The 15103-nt window shown below is 69.3% G+C and carries 16 protein-coding genes and 1 riboswitch; of the genes, 13 read left to right on the plus strand and 3 right to left on the minus strand.

Annotation, left to right across the window (positions count from 1 at the left end):
- Window position 1: 1 nt before the first annotated feature.
- The 11 genes from DES41_RS25020 (at window position 2) to DES41_RS25070 (ending at window position 10189) form a co-directional block, all read left to right on the plus strand.
- Entirely contained in the window at window positions 2-970 is a 969-nt protein-coding gene (locus tag DES41_RS25020; RefSeq protein ID WP_114470368.1) for a tripartite tricarboxylate transporter substrate binding protein, read from the plus strand.
- Between the two features lie 49 nt (window positions 971-1019).
- A complete protein-coding gene (locus tag DES41_RS25025; protein ID WP_114470369.1) occupies window positions 1020-2183 on the plus strand; it encodes a Gfo/Idh/MocA family protein in 1164 nt (387 codons plus the stop codon).
- A 4-nt stretch (window positions 2184-2187) separates the two neighbouring features.
- On the plus strand, window positions 2188-3369 hold the full coding sequence (locus tag DES41_RS25030; RefSeq protein ID WP_114470370.1) for a dihydrodipicolinate synthase family protein: 1182 nt from the start codon (window positions 2188-2190) through the stop codon (window positions 3367-3369).
- Between the two features lie 46 nt (window positions 3370-3415).
- The gene (locus DES41_RS25035) at window positions 3416-4378 is read left to right on the plus strand and encodes a Bug family tripartite tricarboxylate transporter substrate binding protein (protein ID WP_114470371.1); all 963 of its coding nucleotides are present in this window, start codon (window positions 3416-3418) and stop codon (window positions 4376-4378) included.
- Window positions 4356-5057 carry an SDR family NAD(P)-dependent oxidoreductase gene (locus tag DES41_RS25040; RefSeq protein WP_114470372.1) on the plus strand — a complete coding sequence of 234 codons (702 nt, stop codon included), beginning with the start codon at window positions 4356-4358 and terminating at the stop codon, window positions 5055-5057. Before DES41_RS25035 ends, DES41_RS25040 begins: the two co-directional genes overlap by 23 nt.
- A complete protein-coding gene (locus DES41_RS25045) occupies window positions 5054-5956 on the plus strand; it encodes an NAD(P)-dependent oxidoreductase (RefSeq protein ID WP_114470373.1) in 903 nt (300 codons plus the stop codon). Before DES41_RS25040 ends, DES41_RS25045 begins: the two co-directional genes overlap by 4 nt.
- 10 nt (window positions 5957-5966) lie before the next feature.
- Window positions 5967-6842 carry a sugar phosphate isomerase/epimerase family protein gene (locus tag DES41_RS25050; RefSeq protein ID WP_114470374.1) on the plus strand — a complete coding sequence of 292 codons (876 nt, stop codon included), beginning with the start codon at window positions 5967-5969 and terminating at the stop codon, window positions 6840-6842.
- Window positions 6843-6861: 19 nt separating this feature from the next.
- Window positions 6862-7776, plus strand: a complete 915-nt coding sequence (locus tag DES41_RS25055) for a DMT family transporter (RefSeq protein ID WP_147282957.1) — start codon at window positions 6862-6864, stop codon at window positions 7774-7776.
- Window positions 7777-7836: 60 nt separating this feature from the next.
- Window positions 7837-8250: a CopG family transcriptional regulator gene (locus tag DES41_RS25060; protein WP_114470376.1), complete on the plus strand. Its 414-nt coding sequence runs from the start codon at window positions 7837-7839 to the stop codon at window positions 8248-8250.
- Between the two features lie 15 nt (window positions 8251-8265).
- Window positions 8266-9348, plus strand: a complete 1083-nt coding sequence (locus tag DES41_RS25065; protein WP_114470377.1) for an extracellular catalytic domain type 1 short-chain-length polyhydroxyalkanoate depolymerase — start codon at window positions 8266-8268, stop codon at window positions 9346-9348.
- Between the two features lie 63 nt (window positions 9349-9411).
- Window positions 9412-9594, plus strand: a riboswitch (FMN riboswitch).
- Between the two features lie 91 nt (window positions 9595-9685).
- On the plus strand, window positions 9686-10189 hold the full coding sequence (locus DES41_RS25070; RefSeq protein WP_114470378.1) for a 6,7-dimethyl-8-ribityllumazine synthase: 504 nt from the start codon (window positions 9686-9688) through the stop codon (window positions 10187-10189).
- Between the two features lie 4 nt (window positions 10190-10193).
- On the opposite strand, the gene DES41_RS25075 is transcribed toward DES41_RS25070, so the two are convergent.
- The gene (locus DES41_RS25075) at window positions 10194-10943 is read right to left on the minus strand and encodes a sulfite exporter TauE/SafE family protein (protein WP_245965864.1); all 750 of its coding nucleotides are present in this window, start codon (window positions 10941-10943) and stop codon (window positions 10194-10196) included.
- Window positions 10944-12182, minus strand: a complete 1239-nt coding sequence (locus DES41_RS25080; RefSeq protein ID WP_114470379.1) for an MFS transporter — start codon at window positions 12180-12182, stop codon at window positions 10944-10946. It abuts the gene before it with no gap.
- Between the two features lie 71 nt (window positions 12183-12253).
- Between DES41_RS25080 and DES41_RS25085 the strand changes: the two genes are divergently transcribed.
- Both DES41_RS25085 and DES41_RS25090 read left to right on the plus strand, forming a co-directional pair.
- Complete coding sequence (locus tag DES41_RS25085; RefSeq protein ID WP_114470380.1) at window positions 12254-13081, plus strand: AraC family transcriptional regulator; 828 nt, start codon at window positions 12254-12256, stop codon at window positions 13079-13081.
- 120 nt (window positions 13082-13201) lie between these two features.
- Window positions 13202-14095: an amino acid ABC transporter substrate-binding protein gene (locus DES41_RS25090; protein ID WP_114470381.1), complete on the plus strand. Its 894-nt coding sequence runs from the start codon at window positions 13202-13204 to the stop codon at window positions 14093-14095.
- On the opposite strand, the gene DES41_RS25095 is transcribed toward DES41_RS25090, so the two are convergent.
- Window positions 14096-14995: a LysR family transcriptional regulator gene (locus DES41_RS25095; protein ID WP_114470449.1), complete on the minus strand. Its 900-nt coding sequence runs from the start codon at window positions 14993-14995 to the stop codon at window positions 14096-14098.
- Window positions 14996-15103: the final 108 nt, after the last annotated feature.

Below are 15103 nucleotides of genomic sequence, written 5' to 3' on the forward strand. Positions count from 1 at the left end.
CATGACCTCGACCCGCCTGGCCACCCTGCTTGCCGCCGCCCTGCTGCCTGCGTTCGCCGCTGCCCAGGGCAACTACCCCAACAAGCCGATCCGCGTCGTCGTGCCGTTCGCGGCCGGCAGCACCACGGACATCATCGCGCGCGCCATCACCGACAAGATGGGCCAGAGCATGGGCCAGACGCTGGTGGTCGACAACCGCGGCGGCGCCAGCGGCACCATCGGGCAGCAGGCCGTGGCCACGGCCGCGCCTGACGGCTACACCATCATGATCCACTCGTCGTCGCACACGGTCAGCCCCTCGACCTTCGCCAAGCTGCCGTTCGACACCGTGGGCGATTTCGCCGCCGTCACGCCGATCTCCAGCACGCCCAACGTGCTGGTGATCTCGCCGGCCAAGGGCATCAAGTCGGTGCAGGAACTCGTGGCCAAGGCCAAGGCCGAGCCCGGCAAGATGAACTTCGCGTCGGCCGGCCAGGGCAGCGCGACCCACCTGAACGCCGAGAAATTCAAGATGGCGGCGCACATCGATGCGACCAACATCCCGTTCAAGGGCTCGGCAGAAGCCGTCACCGAGGTGCTGGCCGGCCGTGTGGACTACTACTTCTCGCCCATCGCGCCCGTCATCGGCCAGATCAAGGAAGGCCAGCTGCTGGCCCTGGCGGTGGGCTCGCCCAAGCGCGCCAGCGCCCTTCCTGACGTGCCCACCACCACCGAAGGCGGCGTGCCCGGCTCCGAGTTCAACTTCTGGATCGGCATGATGGCCCCGGCCAAGACGCCGCGCGACATCGTCAACCGCCTGCACGACGAAGTGCTCAAGGCACTCGCCAGCCCCGAGGTGAAAGAGCGCTTCCTGAAGCTCGGCGCCGACGCCTGGACCATGAAGCCCGAAGAGTTCGACGCCTACATCAAGACCGAGATCCAGGCCAACGCCAAGCTCGTCAAGGCAGCCGGCCTCTCGCCGTCCAACTGACCCCCGACCGCCCTCCCGTTTCCCTTTTCACGTTCGCAGGAAGTTCGCTATGCCTACCCAACGCCTCGGTCTGATCATGCACGGTGTCACCGGCCGCATGGGCATGAACCAGCACTTGATCCGCTCCATCGTCGCCATCCGCAACCAGGGCGGCGTCACGCTGTCCAACGGCGACAAGGTGATGCCCGACCCGATCCTGATCGGCCGCAACGCCGAGAAGATCGAGGCGCTGGCCAAGGCCCATGGCATCGCGCGCTGGGGCACCAACCTCGAAGCCGCGCTGGCGAACAAGGACGACACGGTGTTCTTCGACGCCGGCACCACGCAGATGCGCCCGACGCTGCTGGCGCAGGCGCTGCGCGCCGGCAAGCACGTCTACTGCGAAAAGCCGATCGCCACCACCCTGGCCGAAGCCATGGAGATTTCCAAGGTCGCCAGCAACTCCGGCCTCAAGCACGGCGCCGTGCAGGACAAGCTGTTCCTGCCCGGCCTGCGCAAGCTCGACATGCTGCGCCGCGCCGATTTCTTCGGCCGCATGCTGTCGGTGCGCCTGGAGTTCGGCTACTGGGTGTTCGAGGGCGACCTGCAACCGATCCAGCGCCCGAGCTGGAACTACCGCGCCGAAGACGGCGGCGGCATGATCCTGGACATGATGTGCCACTGGCGCTATGTGCTGGACAACCTGTTCGGCAAGGTGCAGTCGGTCTCCTGCCTGGCCGCCACGCACATCCCCAAGCGCTGGGACGAAGCCGGCAAGGAATACACCGCCACGGCCGATGACGCCGCCTACGCCACCTGCCAACTCAAGGGCCATGGCGGCGAGGACGTCGTCGCCCAGCTCAACATGAGCTGGGCCACGCGCGTGCGCCGCGACGACCTGGTCACATTCCACGTCGACGGCACGCACGGCTCGGCCGTGGCCGGCCTGTCGGACTGCCGCGCGCAGAGCCGCGTGAACACGCCGCGCCCGGTCTGGAACCCGGACGTCAAGCAGACCATGAACTTCTTCGACCAGTGGCAGGAAGTGCCCGATTCGATGGTCTACGACAACGGCTTCAAGATCCAGTGGGAGCACTTCATCCGCCACGTGGTGGAAGACGCGCCCTATGCCTGGACCCTGCCCGAAGGCGCCAAGGGCGTGCAGCTGGTCGAGGCCGCGCTGCAGTCGCACAACGAACGCCGCTGGGTCGACGTGCCCGAGTTGAAGGTCTGACGCCATGGCCCTGTCCATCCAACTCCCCACGCCGCAAGGCCTGGCCAGCTACGCCCTGCGCGGCCAGCCGGTGGCCCGCCCGCCGGCCGGCCTGAAGTTCAACCGCATCGCCTACTCGGCGGCGCACGTGGTGGCCGACCCGCTGGCCGCGGTCGACCCCTGGCTCACGGCGGCCATCGACTGGGACGCCACCATCGCCTACCGCCAGCACCTGTGGTCGCTGGGCCTGGGGGTGGCCGAGGCCATGGACACGGCCCAGCGCGGCATGGGCCTGGATTGGCCCACCTCGCTGGAACTGATCCGCCGCTCGCTCGATGCGGCCAAGGACCACCCGGGCGCCATCGTTGCCTCGGGCTGCGGCACCGACCACCTGGACATCGACGCGGTCAAGACCGTGGACGACGTGATCCGCGGCTACGAAGAGCAGATGGCCGCCATCGAGAAGCTCGGCGGCAAGCTCATCATCATGGCCAGCCGCGCGCTGGCCCGCGTGGCCAAGAGCCCGGCCGACTACGAGCGCGTGTACGGCCGCATCCTGTCGCAGGCCAGGCAGCCCGTGGTGCTGCACTGGCTGGGCCCGATGTTCGACCCGGCACTCGCAGGCTACTGGGGCAACGACAACGCCGATGCCGCCATGGACACGGCGCTGGCCGTCATCGCCGCGAACCCGACCAAGGTCGATGGCATCAAGATCTCGCTGCTCGACAAGGACAAGGAGATCGCGATGCGCCGGCGCCTGCCCGCCGGAGTCCGCATGTACACGGGCGACGACTTCAACTACGCCGAACTGATCGCGGGCGACGGTTGGGGCGAGCAGCCCCTGCACGGCCAGAGCGATGCGCTGCTGGGCATCTTCGACGCCATCGCACCCGCCGCCAGCGCCGCGCTGGGCAAGCTGGCCGAGGGCAAGCTCGAAGAATTCCACGCCATCCTCGGCCCGACGGTGCCGCTGTCGCGCCACATCTTTGCGGCGCCCACACGCTTCTACAAGACCGGCGTGGTGTTCATGGCCTGGCTCAACGGCCACCAGAAGCACTTCAGCATGGTCGGCGGCCAGCAAAGCACGCGCTCGCTGCAGCACTTCGCTGAACTGTTCCGCCTGGCCGATGCGGCAAACGTGCTGGAAAAGCCAGACCTCGCCGTGCAGCGCATGCGCGCGCTGCTGGCCGTGCACGGCATCGATTGAGCCCACTGGGGCCGCGCCGCGGCCCTAACAACAACCGGAGACATCCATGCACGTCGTTTCTCGCCGGGCCCTGGCGGCCCTCGTCCTCGCGCTGCCCTTCACGGCCGCGCTGGCCAATGACTATCCCAACAAGCCCGTGCGCGTGATCATCCCGTTCCCGCCGGGCGGCACGCTGGACACCGTGGGCCGCCTGCTCGCGCAAAAGCTCAGCGAGCAGACCGGCCAGAACTTCATCGTCGACAACCGGCCGGGCGGCAACGCCACCATCGGCGCGGGCGCGGTGGCCAAGTCGCCGGCCGACGGCTACACGCTGCTGTTCAACGCCTCGACCTTCACCACTTCCACGCACTTCCTGAAGACGCCGCCCTACGACCCTGCGACCGACTTCACGCCGATCGCGCTGGTGGCCAAGGCGCCGCTGTCGGTCTCTGTCAACAAGGACCTGCCGATCACCGACGTCAAGTCGCTGATCAGCCATGCCAAGGCCAATCCGGGCAAGCTCAGCTTCGCCGTCGGATCCATCGCCTCGGCCGGGCATTTCTCGACCGAACTGATCAAGAGCAGCGCCGGCCTGAACCTGCAGATCGTGCCCTACAAGGGCTCGGCGCCGGCCTACCAGGACCTGGTGGGCGGGCAGATCGCCGGCTTTGTCGACCCGGTGCTGGGCGCCACCTCGTTCTACAAGAGCGGCATGCTCAAGATCATCGCCGTGACCTCGAAGACGCGCCTGCCCACGCTGCCCGAAGTGCCCACGGTCGGCGAGACCATTCCCGGCTACGAGTTCTACAGCTGGTACGGGCTGTGGGGGCCGGCCAAGCTGCCGGCCGAGGTCACGGCCAAGCTCAACGCCGAGGTCAACAAGGCATTGGCTGGCGAGATGAAGGAACGGCTCACCAGCCAGGGCATCCTGCTCGGCGGCGGCAGCCCCGACGAATTCGCGCGCTTCCAGAAGGACGACACGGCGCGCGCGTTCAAGACCATCGCCGATGCCAACATCCGCCCCGAGTGAGGCCCGTGCCGTCGTGACCGGCAGCAGCGCCGGCATTGGTGCTGCGATCGCCCAGGCCCTGCTCGCGCAGGGCTGGGCCGTGACGGGCATGGACCGCGCACCAGCGTCCATCGCCCACGCGGGCTACCAACACGTGCAGGTGGACCTGGCCGACGGTGCCGCCACCGAGACTGCGGCCCGTGCCGTCGAAGCCGCGCAGGCTTTCGTGCACGCGGCCGGCGTGCTGCGCGTGGCGCCGCTGGGCAGCCTGCAGCCCGACGATGGCGCCCGCATGTGGCAGCTGCACGTGGACGCGCCAAGCCGCATCGCCAACATCCTGCTGCCCGCCATGGCGCGCGCAGGCCGGGGCCGCGTGGTGTTGATCGGCAGCCGCGTCGCCAGCGGCGTGGCCGGGCGCAGCCAGTACGCCGCCACCAAGGCCGCCATGCTGGCGCTCGCGCGCAGCTGGGCGGCCGAGGTCGTGGCCCAGGGCGTCACGGTCAACGTGGTCTCGCCGGCCGCCACACGCACCGGCATGCTGGCCGACCCGGCGCGCCAGGCCGAGAAACCCAAGCTGCCGCCCATGGGCCGGCTCATCGAACCTAATGAGATCGCCGCGCTCGTGGGCTTCCTGCTCTCGCCCGCGGCGGCGCCCATCACGGGCCAGGACATCCGCGTCTGCGGCGGCGCGTCGCTATGACGGCGTCCAAATCTCCCGTCGGTCTCATCGGCCTGGGCCTCGTGGGCCAGGCCATCGCGCAGCGCCTGCGCGCTGCCGGCATCGCCACGCTGGGCCACGACATCCGGGCCGAGGCGCGCGCGGCCTTCGCGGCGCAGGGCTTCGCAGCGGCCGACAGTGCATGCGCGCTCGGCGAACGCTGCGAGACCGTGGTGCTGGCCGTCTTCGACACGGGCGGCGTGATCGACAGCGTGGAAGGCGCAGCAGGCCTGCTGTCGGCCACGGCGCCGCGCACGCAGCTGCTCATCGACTGCTCCACCGGCGACCCCGACAAGCTGCAGGCGCTGGCCGGCCGGCTCGCCGCGCGCGGGCTGGGCTTCGTCGAAGCCCCGCTGTCCGGCTCCAGCGAGCAGATCGCAGCCGGCCAGGCCACCATGCTGGTCGGCACCGACAGGGCCACCCTGGCCCGCGCGGCGCCGCTGCTGGACTGCATCGCCGCCAAGCGCGTGCATGTGGGCGGCGCCGGCATGGGCGCGCGCGCCAAGCTGGCCACCAATCTGGTGCTGGGCCTGAACCGCGCCGTGCTGGCCGAAGGCATGGTCTTCGCCGAACGCCTGGGCATCGCGCCCGCGGCCTTCCTCGAACTGGTGCTGGCCACGCCCGCACGCTCTGGCGCGGCCGAGGCCAAGGGCCGCATGATGGTCGAGGAGCGCTTCGCGCCGCAGTCGCGCATCCGCCAGCACCTGAAGGATGTGGACCTCATGCTGGCCGCCGCCGCAGACCAGGGCCAGGCCCTGCCGCTGTCCCAGACCCACGCCGCGCTCATGCGGGCGGCCATCGCCGCCGGCGACGGCGAACTCGACAACGCCGCCATCGTCCGCCAGTTGCGGCGCGAGCGCATTCCCCCCACCTCTTCCTGACACACCCGCCATGCGCGATTTCTCTTCCAGCCACGAATGGCTCTCCATGAACACCGCCACCGTGCGCAAGCAGTGGGAGTTGCCGCAAATCATCGACGCGTGCGCACGCCGCGGCATCCGCGCCATCAGCCCCTGGCGCGACCAGGTGGCCGCCGCTGGCCTGGAGGCCACGCGCCGGCAGCTGAAAGAGCACGGCATGCAACTTTCCGGCTACTGCCGCGGCGGCTTCTATCCGGCTGCCGACAAAGCCGGTCTGGCGGCGGCGCTCGACGACAACCGCCGCGCCATCGACGAGGCCAAGACGCTGGATGCGGCATGCCTCGTGCTGGTGGTCGGCTCGCTGCCCGGCGCGCTGCAAGGCAAGCCGGCCTACACCGACATCGCACGTGCCCGCAACGAGGTGCGCGACGGCATCGCCGCCTCGCTCGAGTACGCACGCGAGGTCGGCATGCCGCTGGCCATCGAGCCGCTGCACCCCATGCAGGCGGCCGAGCGCGCCTGCATCAACACGCTGGAACACGCGCTGGACCTGTGCGATGCACTCGACCCCGGCCAGACCGGCATGCTGGGCGTGGCCATGGATGTCTACCACTGCTGGTGGGATCCCAAGCTCGAGCAGCAGATCGCACGCGCCGGCGATGCGAAGAACACGCGCCTCCTGGCCTACCACGTCTGCGACTGGCTCACGCCCACGCGCGACCTGCTGAACGACCGCGGCATGATGGGCGATGGCGTGATCGAGCTCAAGAAGGTGCGCGGCTGGGTCGAAGCGGCCGGCTTCAGAGGCTTCGCCGAGGTCGAGATCTTTTCGGAACTCGATTGGTGGCAACGCCCCGGCGCCGAGGTGCTCGACACCTGCATCGCGCGCCACAAGAGCGTGGTGTGAGCGCGGTATAAACCGCGCCGTGCACATTCTCACGACCCACGCAGCCGCCAACAGACGCGGCATCTGGATGATGGTCGGTGCCATGGCGGGCTTCGTCGTCAACGACGCCATCGTCAAGCACGTGAGCGAGGACATGCCCTCGGCGCAGCTGATCTTCCTGCGCGGCGCGCTGGCCTCCTTGCTGGTGCTGGGCATGGCCTTGGCGCTGGGTGCGCGCAGGCAGTTGCGCCACGCGCTGCATCCCCGCGTGGCGGCGCGCGCAGCGGTGGACGCCTGCGCCACGGTGATGTACCTGCTCTCGCTGTTCCATCTGCCGCTCGGCAATGCGACGGCCATCAACCTTGCGGCGCCGCTGTTCATGGTCGTGTTCGCGGTGTGGTTCCTGAAGGAGCGCCCTGGCGCAGCGCGCTGGCTGGCCGTGGCCTTGGGCTTCGCCGGCGTGCTGTGCGTGGTGCAGCCCAGCAGCGAAGGATTCAATGCCTGGGCTTTGCTGTGCCTGGCCGGCACGCTGTTCCATGCCACGCGCGACCTGCTCACGCGCCGCATCGATCCGGCCATCCCCTCCATCGTGGTCACGCTGTCCACGGCGGTGGCCGTCACGCTGCTGTCGGGCGCCCTATCGCTGGCGCAGGGCTGGCAGCCCTTCACCGCGGCACAGCTGGCCTGGCTCGCGGGCGCATCGGTGTTCCTGGTGGCCGGCTATTTCCTGATCATCCAGTGCATGCGCCAGGGCGAGCTTTCGCTGACGGCGCCATTCCGCTACGCGGCCTTGCTGTTCGCCGTGGTGCTCGGCTACGTCGTCTGGGGCGACGTGCCCGACGCCTGGGCCTGGTGCGGCATCGCGCTGCTGGTGGGCTCGGGCCTGTACGTGGTGCACGACCAGCGCGGCCGCACGGCACGGGCCGAGCGTCTGGCGCTCGAAGCACAGGAATAACGCCAAGGCCTCTTGAAAACATCCAACGGCCATCCATATGGATGGTATGAGGATGTTTTCATGACCAACACCACGTCCATTGCGCGCATCAGCGAGTCCGAGAAGCTGACCATCAACCTGGGCTACGTCGATCTGGGCCAGATCGACCTGCTGGTGGCCGAGGGCTTCTACGCCAACCGCAGCGATTTCATCCGCACCGCCATCCGCAACCACCTGGCGACGCATGGCGACGCGTTGCGCCAGGTCGTCGCGCGCAAGATGCTGGTGCTCGGCCTACAGCAGTTCTCGGCAGCCGACCTCACACGGGTTCGCGCGGCCGGCGAGAAACTGCAGATCAGGGTGCTGGGATTGGCCAGCATCGCGCCCGATGTGCCAGCAGAACTTGCGGCGGAGACCATCGAATCCATCACCGTACTGGGTGCGCTGCATGCGAGCCCGGCCGTCCGTGCCGCATTGGCCGGACGCATCCACTGAAACGAGAACTCCCCCATGAAGCACCTGTTCACCGAGCTGTTCGGCGATGCCACGCGCCTGACACAGGGTGGCCAACTCCAGGCCGCCACCGACCTCATCCATCGCACGCTGCGCGATGCCGGCCTGGCTGGCGCGGCACCGAGGCAGGAGCCGCCGGACCCGCGGAACGTCATCGATGCCGAGAGCCGCGTGATCGCCGACGAAGTGCCGCCCGACGCGGCCGCGCGCCATGCGCACGAAGCGTCGCCCGCTGCCGAGCAATGGCTGGACGGCAGCTTCAGCCACCGCGGCCGCACAGTGGCCTACAAGCTCTACGTGCCGCCCACTGCGGCCGGTGCCGTGCCTGCGCCGCGCCCACTGCTCGTCATGCTGCACGGCTGCACGCAGGACGCGGACGATTTCGCCGCCGGCACGCGCATGAACCAGCTGGCCCGCGCGGCGGGCATGCTGGTGCTGTACCCCGTGCAGACCCAGCACGCCAACGCGCAGAAGTGCTGGAACTGGTTCAAGCCCCAGCACCAGCGGCGCGACCAGGGCGAGCCGGCCCTGCTGGCCGCCCTGACGCGGGAGGTCATGGGGGCGCATGCGGTCGATGCCGCGCGCGTCTACGTGGCCGGCCTGTCGGCAGGCGGCGCCATGGCCGACATCCTGGGCCGCCACCATGCCGACCTGTTCGCCGCCGTGGGCGTGCATTCCGGTCTGCCGCTGGGCGCGGCGAGCGATCTGCCCTCGGCCCTGGCAGCCATGCGCAGCGGCCCCGCGGCCGCGGCCACGGCGGACCTGCCGGCGTGTCCGGTGATCGTGTTCCACGGCGACGCGGACAGCACGGTGCATCCCGCCAACGGCGCCGCCGTCGCACGCGCCGGCCAGCAACACGGGCAGCCCGACATCACCAAGGGCCGCGCGCCCAACGGCAAGGGCTTCACCCACACCGTCTACCGCGGCGCCGACGGCAGCAGCCAGGTCGAACACTGGCTGCTGCACGGCCTGGGCCATGCCTGGTCGGGCGGCAGCGCCCAGGGCAGTTACACCGCGCCGGGTGGCGTGGATGCCAGCGCCGAGATGCTGCGCTTCCTGCTGTCGCACAGGCGTCCTTAGCCGCCACAGGCTTGCCGCACGCCGCCTAGAATCGTTCCGCGCCGGCCTTCACGGGCCGGCGCAAAGCGTTCTCAGGGCGGGGTGCAATTCCCCACCGGCGGTGATGGCGGGGCAACCTGCACAAGCCCGCGAGCGCCTCGCACCGCACGGTGCGAGGGTCAGCAGATCCGGTGCGATCCCGGAGCCGACGGTTAGAACGTGTTCGATGCGAGCACGTTCTTAAAGTCCGGATGAAAGAGAGCGCGAACGCGGTATCCCGCGCGCGTCCGCCATGGACGCGCGCAGGCCATGCGCTCGTGCGCCCTGATTCAGGCCAACCTTGCTCCAAGGAAACACCATGAGTCAGCTCAACGACCTTCCTCTCTCCTCCCACAGCAGCAGCGAGCAGCGCCGCATCGCCTTCGTCGAGGCGCAGTGGCATTCCGACATCGTGCACCAGGCACGCGACGCCTTCCTCGCCGAGATGGAGCGCCAGGGCATTGCGCGCGAGCGCATCGACGTGCTCGACGTGCCTGGCGCGTTCGAGATCCCGCTGCATGCCAAGCGCCTGGCCCAGTCGGGCCGCTACGCCGCCGTGGTCTGCTGCGCGCTCGTCGTCGACGGCGGCATCTACCGCCACGAGTTCGTCGCCAACACGGTGGTCAGCCGCCTGATGGACCTGCAACTGGAAACCATGGTGCCCATGATTTCGGCCGTGCTGACGCCGCACCACTTCCATGAACACGTGGAACACCGCAAGTACTTCCACCAGCACTTCGCGGTGAAGGGCACGGAAGCCGCGCAGGCCTGCGTGCAGACTATCGCCGGGCTGCAGCGCCTGGACGCGCTGCTCGCCGCTTGACGGCCTAACGGCGCAACAGCTCGGGCAGTGCGGACGCCAGGATGGCCACGCCCGAGGCCGTCAACAGACCCAGCACCAGGCGGCGGAACGCCGCCTCGGACAGGCCCTGGTAGAGCCGCGCGCCCAGCAACACCGGCACCAGCACGGCCGCAGCCACGATGGCCAGCAGCGGCACCATGGCGGCCGTCAGGTGGCCGCCCAGCACATGCAGGGCCAGCGCCACGCTCAGCATGGCCAGGTTGAAGTTCTGGACCACGGCGCGCTGGGCGTCGCGCGGGTAGCCACGCAGGGTGCACCACAGCGTGGGCACCGTGCCCGACAGGCCGCCGATGCCGCCCATCACGCCGCCGACGAATCCAGCCAAGCCGTCGCCCAGCCGCCCGCCCCGGATGCGCGGCAGCCGCGCCGACAGCAGCATGGCCGGGCACCAGACCACCAGCAGCAGGCCCAGCGCGGCCTTGAACACCACCACGTCCAGCCGCGGCAGCAGCCACAGGCCCAGCGGCACGCCGCACAGGCCGCCGACCACGAAGGGCCAGAGCAAGGCCTTGTCGGGCATGCGGCGCTGGGTGAAGGCGGCAATCACCTGCCCGGTCCAGCCGCCGAAGATCGCGAGCGATGCGCCCAGCAGTGGGTCCAGCGTCCAGGCCCAGACCGACAGCGAGACCATGCTGAACGCAAAGCCCGACAGGCCTTGCACGAAACCGGCCAGGGCCGCACCGATGGCGACCCAGGCGACCAGCGCCAGCGACACTCAGGCCGGCGCCAGGGCCGTGCGCCGCACGCGGCCCACGTTGAACGCGCTGGCGATCAACACGGCCTGCACGAGGGCCAGGCCGATGAACACAGCCGCGTACTGGCCCTTGTCCATCAGCGGGCCGAACACCAGCGGCGCCAGGGCCTGGCCGATGTCCAGGCCCGAGTAGACGACACCGTAGACGCGGCCGCTCGCGTTGGCCGGCGTGGCGCGCTTGACGATCATGTCGCGCGAGGGCCCGGCGATGCCCGCCCCCAGCCCCATGAGGCCGAACATCACCGGCACCATCCAGGCCGGCGGGTGCATGAACCCCAGCGCCAGCGCCACGCAGGCCGCGAAGCCGAAGCCCAGGGCCACCAGCTTCTCGCAGCGCGTGGGGTCGGACACCAGAAAGCCCCCCGCCACCATGGCCAGCGCGCTGCAGACCATGTAGACCGTCAGGCACAGCGCAGCCTGTGCCACCGGCACGGCGTGCAGCTCGCGCGCCGCGCCGGGCGCGAACACCTGCACGATGCCCAATGCCACCGCGTAGAAAAAGAAGAAACCGAAGCACATCCAGACCGCCGGGATGCGCAGGAAGCCGAAGCTGCTGTCCGCCGCGGCGGCACCGGGCTTTGCCGGCACTGCTGCAGGCAGCGCCAGCTTCTCGCGGTTGAAGAGCAGCAGCGCCAGCACCGCGAACGCGAACACGCCGGCGCAGACCAGCGCCGTGCGCCACGAGGTGGCGATCGCGATCGGCACCAGCATGGCTGGCGCCACCGCCCAGCCCAGGCTGCCGGTGATGCCGTGCACGCTGTAGCCGTGGCCCAGCCGCGCCGCACTGACCTTGCGGTTCAGCAGCGTGTAGTCGACCGGGTGGAACACGCCGTTGCCGACGCCGGCCACCACCGAGAACATGGCCAGCATCCAGTAGTGCGTGCTCACCGAATAGCCGAAGGCCGCCAGCCCCAGCAGCGCGAGCCCGCCGAACAGCACGGGCCGCGGCCCGAAGCGGTCCACCACGAAACCAGAGGCCGCCTGCACCGCGCACGAAGTGACGAAGAACAGCGTCATCAGGAAGCCGAGCTCGGCATAGCCCACGCCGAAGTCGTCCTTGAGCCAGGGAAACAGCGGCGCCAGCAGCAGCTGGCTGAAGTGGCTGACCAGGTGGGCGATGCCGACCAGGCCGATCACGTGTGCGTCTTGTCTCAGGCCCGCCTTGCCCGCCGGCAGGGAAGCCGCTGTTGTCGTCGTCATGGAGGCAGATGCTACGCCTGCAGAAATGCGACGAAAGGACAGGATTCGTCGAATACCGGACAATCTGCACCATGGCCCAGCGACACGCCCGCCTGGAACCGGTGGGCGACACCGACCCCTTCACGCCCGATGCCGCGCGCCAGGTGCGCGTGCGCGCGCGCAGCATGCCGGCCGACACCCACTTCGAGCCGCACCGCCACCCCTGGGCCCAGCTGGCCTTCTGCGCCAGCGGCACCTTGCGGGTGCGCGCCCTGCCCGAGGGCGATGAAGGCGAGCGGCGCGAGGAGCTGACCTACATCGTGCCGCCTTCGCGCGCGGTGTGGATCGCGCCGGGCCAGCTGCACTGCATCGACGTGCTGGAGGCGGCGGAGTTCCGCACGCTCTACCTGCACGCCAGCCTCACGCCGGCGGGCTGGAGCGGCAGCCGCATGATCGTAGCCTCGGCGCTGCTGCGCGAACTCGTGCAGGGGCTGGACGCGCAGCCGCTGCGCCCCGAGCGCGAAGCCCTGCTGATGCGGCTCGTGCACGACGAGATCACGCATGCCGATCCGCAGGCCCTGGCCGTGCCCATGCCGCATGCGCAGCATGGCGACAAGCGCCTGCGCGCGCTGTGCGAGGCCGTGGTGCGGGCCCCGGCGGCACGCACCACATTGGCCGGCTGGGCCGCCGACGTGGGCGCCAGCGAGCGCACCATCGCGCGGCTGTTCCAGGGCGAGCTCGGCACCAGCTACCAGCAGTGGCGCCAGCAGGCGGCCCTGGCCCATGCCTTGCCGCTGCTGGCCCAGGGCGCCTCGGTGGCGCAGGTGGCAGCCGCCACGGGCTACGCCAGCGAGAGCGCCTTCTCGGCGATGTTCAAGGCCGCCATGGGCCAGCCGCCGAGCAGCTTCCAAGGGCGCTGAGCCGGTGATTCATCGCTTTTCCGACCGGAAATCGATGAACTTAAATCGCTTTTTGATCAACCGGCTTGCTCCCAGAATCGCGGTCTTGCCCCACCCCAACCCCCTCGCGAGGCCCCCGACATGCAGCAACTTCTCTCCCTGACGATCGCCATGGCCGCCGCCCTCGCCTGCGGGCACGCTGCAGCGCAGTCCGACACGCTGGCCAAGATCAAGTCGAGCGGCGCCATCACCATCGGCGCACGCGACAGCCAGATCCCGTTCTCGTACAAGCCCACCGGCAGCGGTGACCCGACCGGCTTCACCAACGACATCTGCCTGAAGATCGTCGATGCGGTCAAGGCCCAGCTCGCGTTGCCCAGGCTCGAGGTGCGCTACATGATCCTGACCTCGACCAACCGCATCCCGCTGCTCACCAACGGCTCGGTCGACCTGGACTGCGCCACCACCACCAACACCGTGCAGCGCCAGCAGCAGGTGGCCTTCGCGCCCAGCCACTTCGTGACCAGCATCACGGCGGCCGTCAAGAAGAACTCGGGCATCAACAGCTTCGCCGACCTGAACGGCAAGACCGTCTCCACCGTGGCCGGCAGCACCGGCGTGCAGCTGCTGCGCAGCTACAAGCGCTCGGGCAACATCGAGGTGCAGGACCTGGCGGCCAAGGACACGGCGGACGGCTTCCTCATGATGGCCTCGGGCCGCACGGCCGCCTACATCCTGGACGATGTGCAACTGGCCGGCCTGATCGCCACCTCGCCCAACCCCGACGACTTCAAGATCCTCACGCAGGAATCGCTGCGCCAGGAGCCCTACGGCATCATGGTCCGCAAGGACGACCCCGCCTTCAAGGCGCTGGTCGACAAGACCGTGACCGAGATCATGGCCTCCGGTGCGATCAACGAGATCTATGCCAAGTGGTTCCTGCGGCCGATCCCGCCGACCAACGCCAACCTGAACTTCCCGATGACCGACGCGGTCAAGGAGATCTACCGGAACCCCAACAACAACGGCGTCTGATCAGTCGCCCTGGAACATGCGCGAGAAGTCGCAGCTTTCCTGGGCCAGCATGACCACAGACGCCAGCAGCGAACTGCGGTGCTCGCCCTTGTACATGGCCACGTAGGGCACGGGCGGCAGCGCCGGCGTGACATCCAGCACCGCGAGCAGCCCGCCCTCGACCATCGGCGCCACGGCCGCGCGCGGCAGGTAGCTCACGCCCAGGCCGGAGATGGTGAGGCCGATCAGCGCCACGAGGTTGTGGACGACGATGGGCTTGGCCGGCTGCACGCCCAGGTTCTTCATCCAGCTGTCGTAGAGCAGGCCCGTGCCGGAGCGCGCGCCCTGCAGCAGCAGCTGGTGCTGCGCCAGCTCGTGCAGCCGGATGCGCCGGCCGGCCTGCACCAGGCCGGGCTTGCACATCCAGGCGCTCTCGACCAGGCCGACCCGCTTGCTCGGGATGCGCGTGTCGGCAAAGGCGTCGGGCACGACCACCAGGTCGAGTTCGTCGGCCAGCACCTTCTCGCGCAGGTTGACGCTGCTGTCCACGTCGGGCTCCAGCGTGACCTGCGGGTAGTGCACCTGGATCAGCTCGACCCAGCGCGGCAGCCAGGTCATGGCGGTGAGTTCGGTCACGCCCATGCGCACGCGGCGCGCGACGACCTCGGCACGGCCGAACTGCTCGATGGCCGCGTTGCGCTGGTCCAGCAGCCCCTTGGCCAGCAGGAACATCTCCTCGCCCTTCTCGGTGAGCCGGGCCGAGCGCTGGCTGCGGTCGAACAGTTCGGTATCGAACGCCAGCTCGAGCTCGTGCACGCGCTTGGACACGGCCGACTGCGAGGTGTGCAGCTTGTGCGCGGCGAGCGCGAAGCTGCCGAGCTCGCCGATCCAGTAGAGCGCCTCGAGTTGCTTGAAGGTCATCATCGCCACGCCTTGAAAGAACACTTTTCCTCTTTGAATCGTATCCATAAATATCGCTTTTAGAAATGCTGCATGCCCCGCAGAATTTGGCGACTCCACCAGGACCCC

The organism is Pseudorhodoferax soli, from assembly GCF_003337555.1.
Lineage (GTDB): Bacteria > Pseudomonadota > Gammaproteobacteria > Burkholderiales > Burkholderiaceae_C > Pseudorhodoferax > Pseudorhodoferax soli.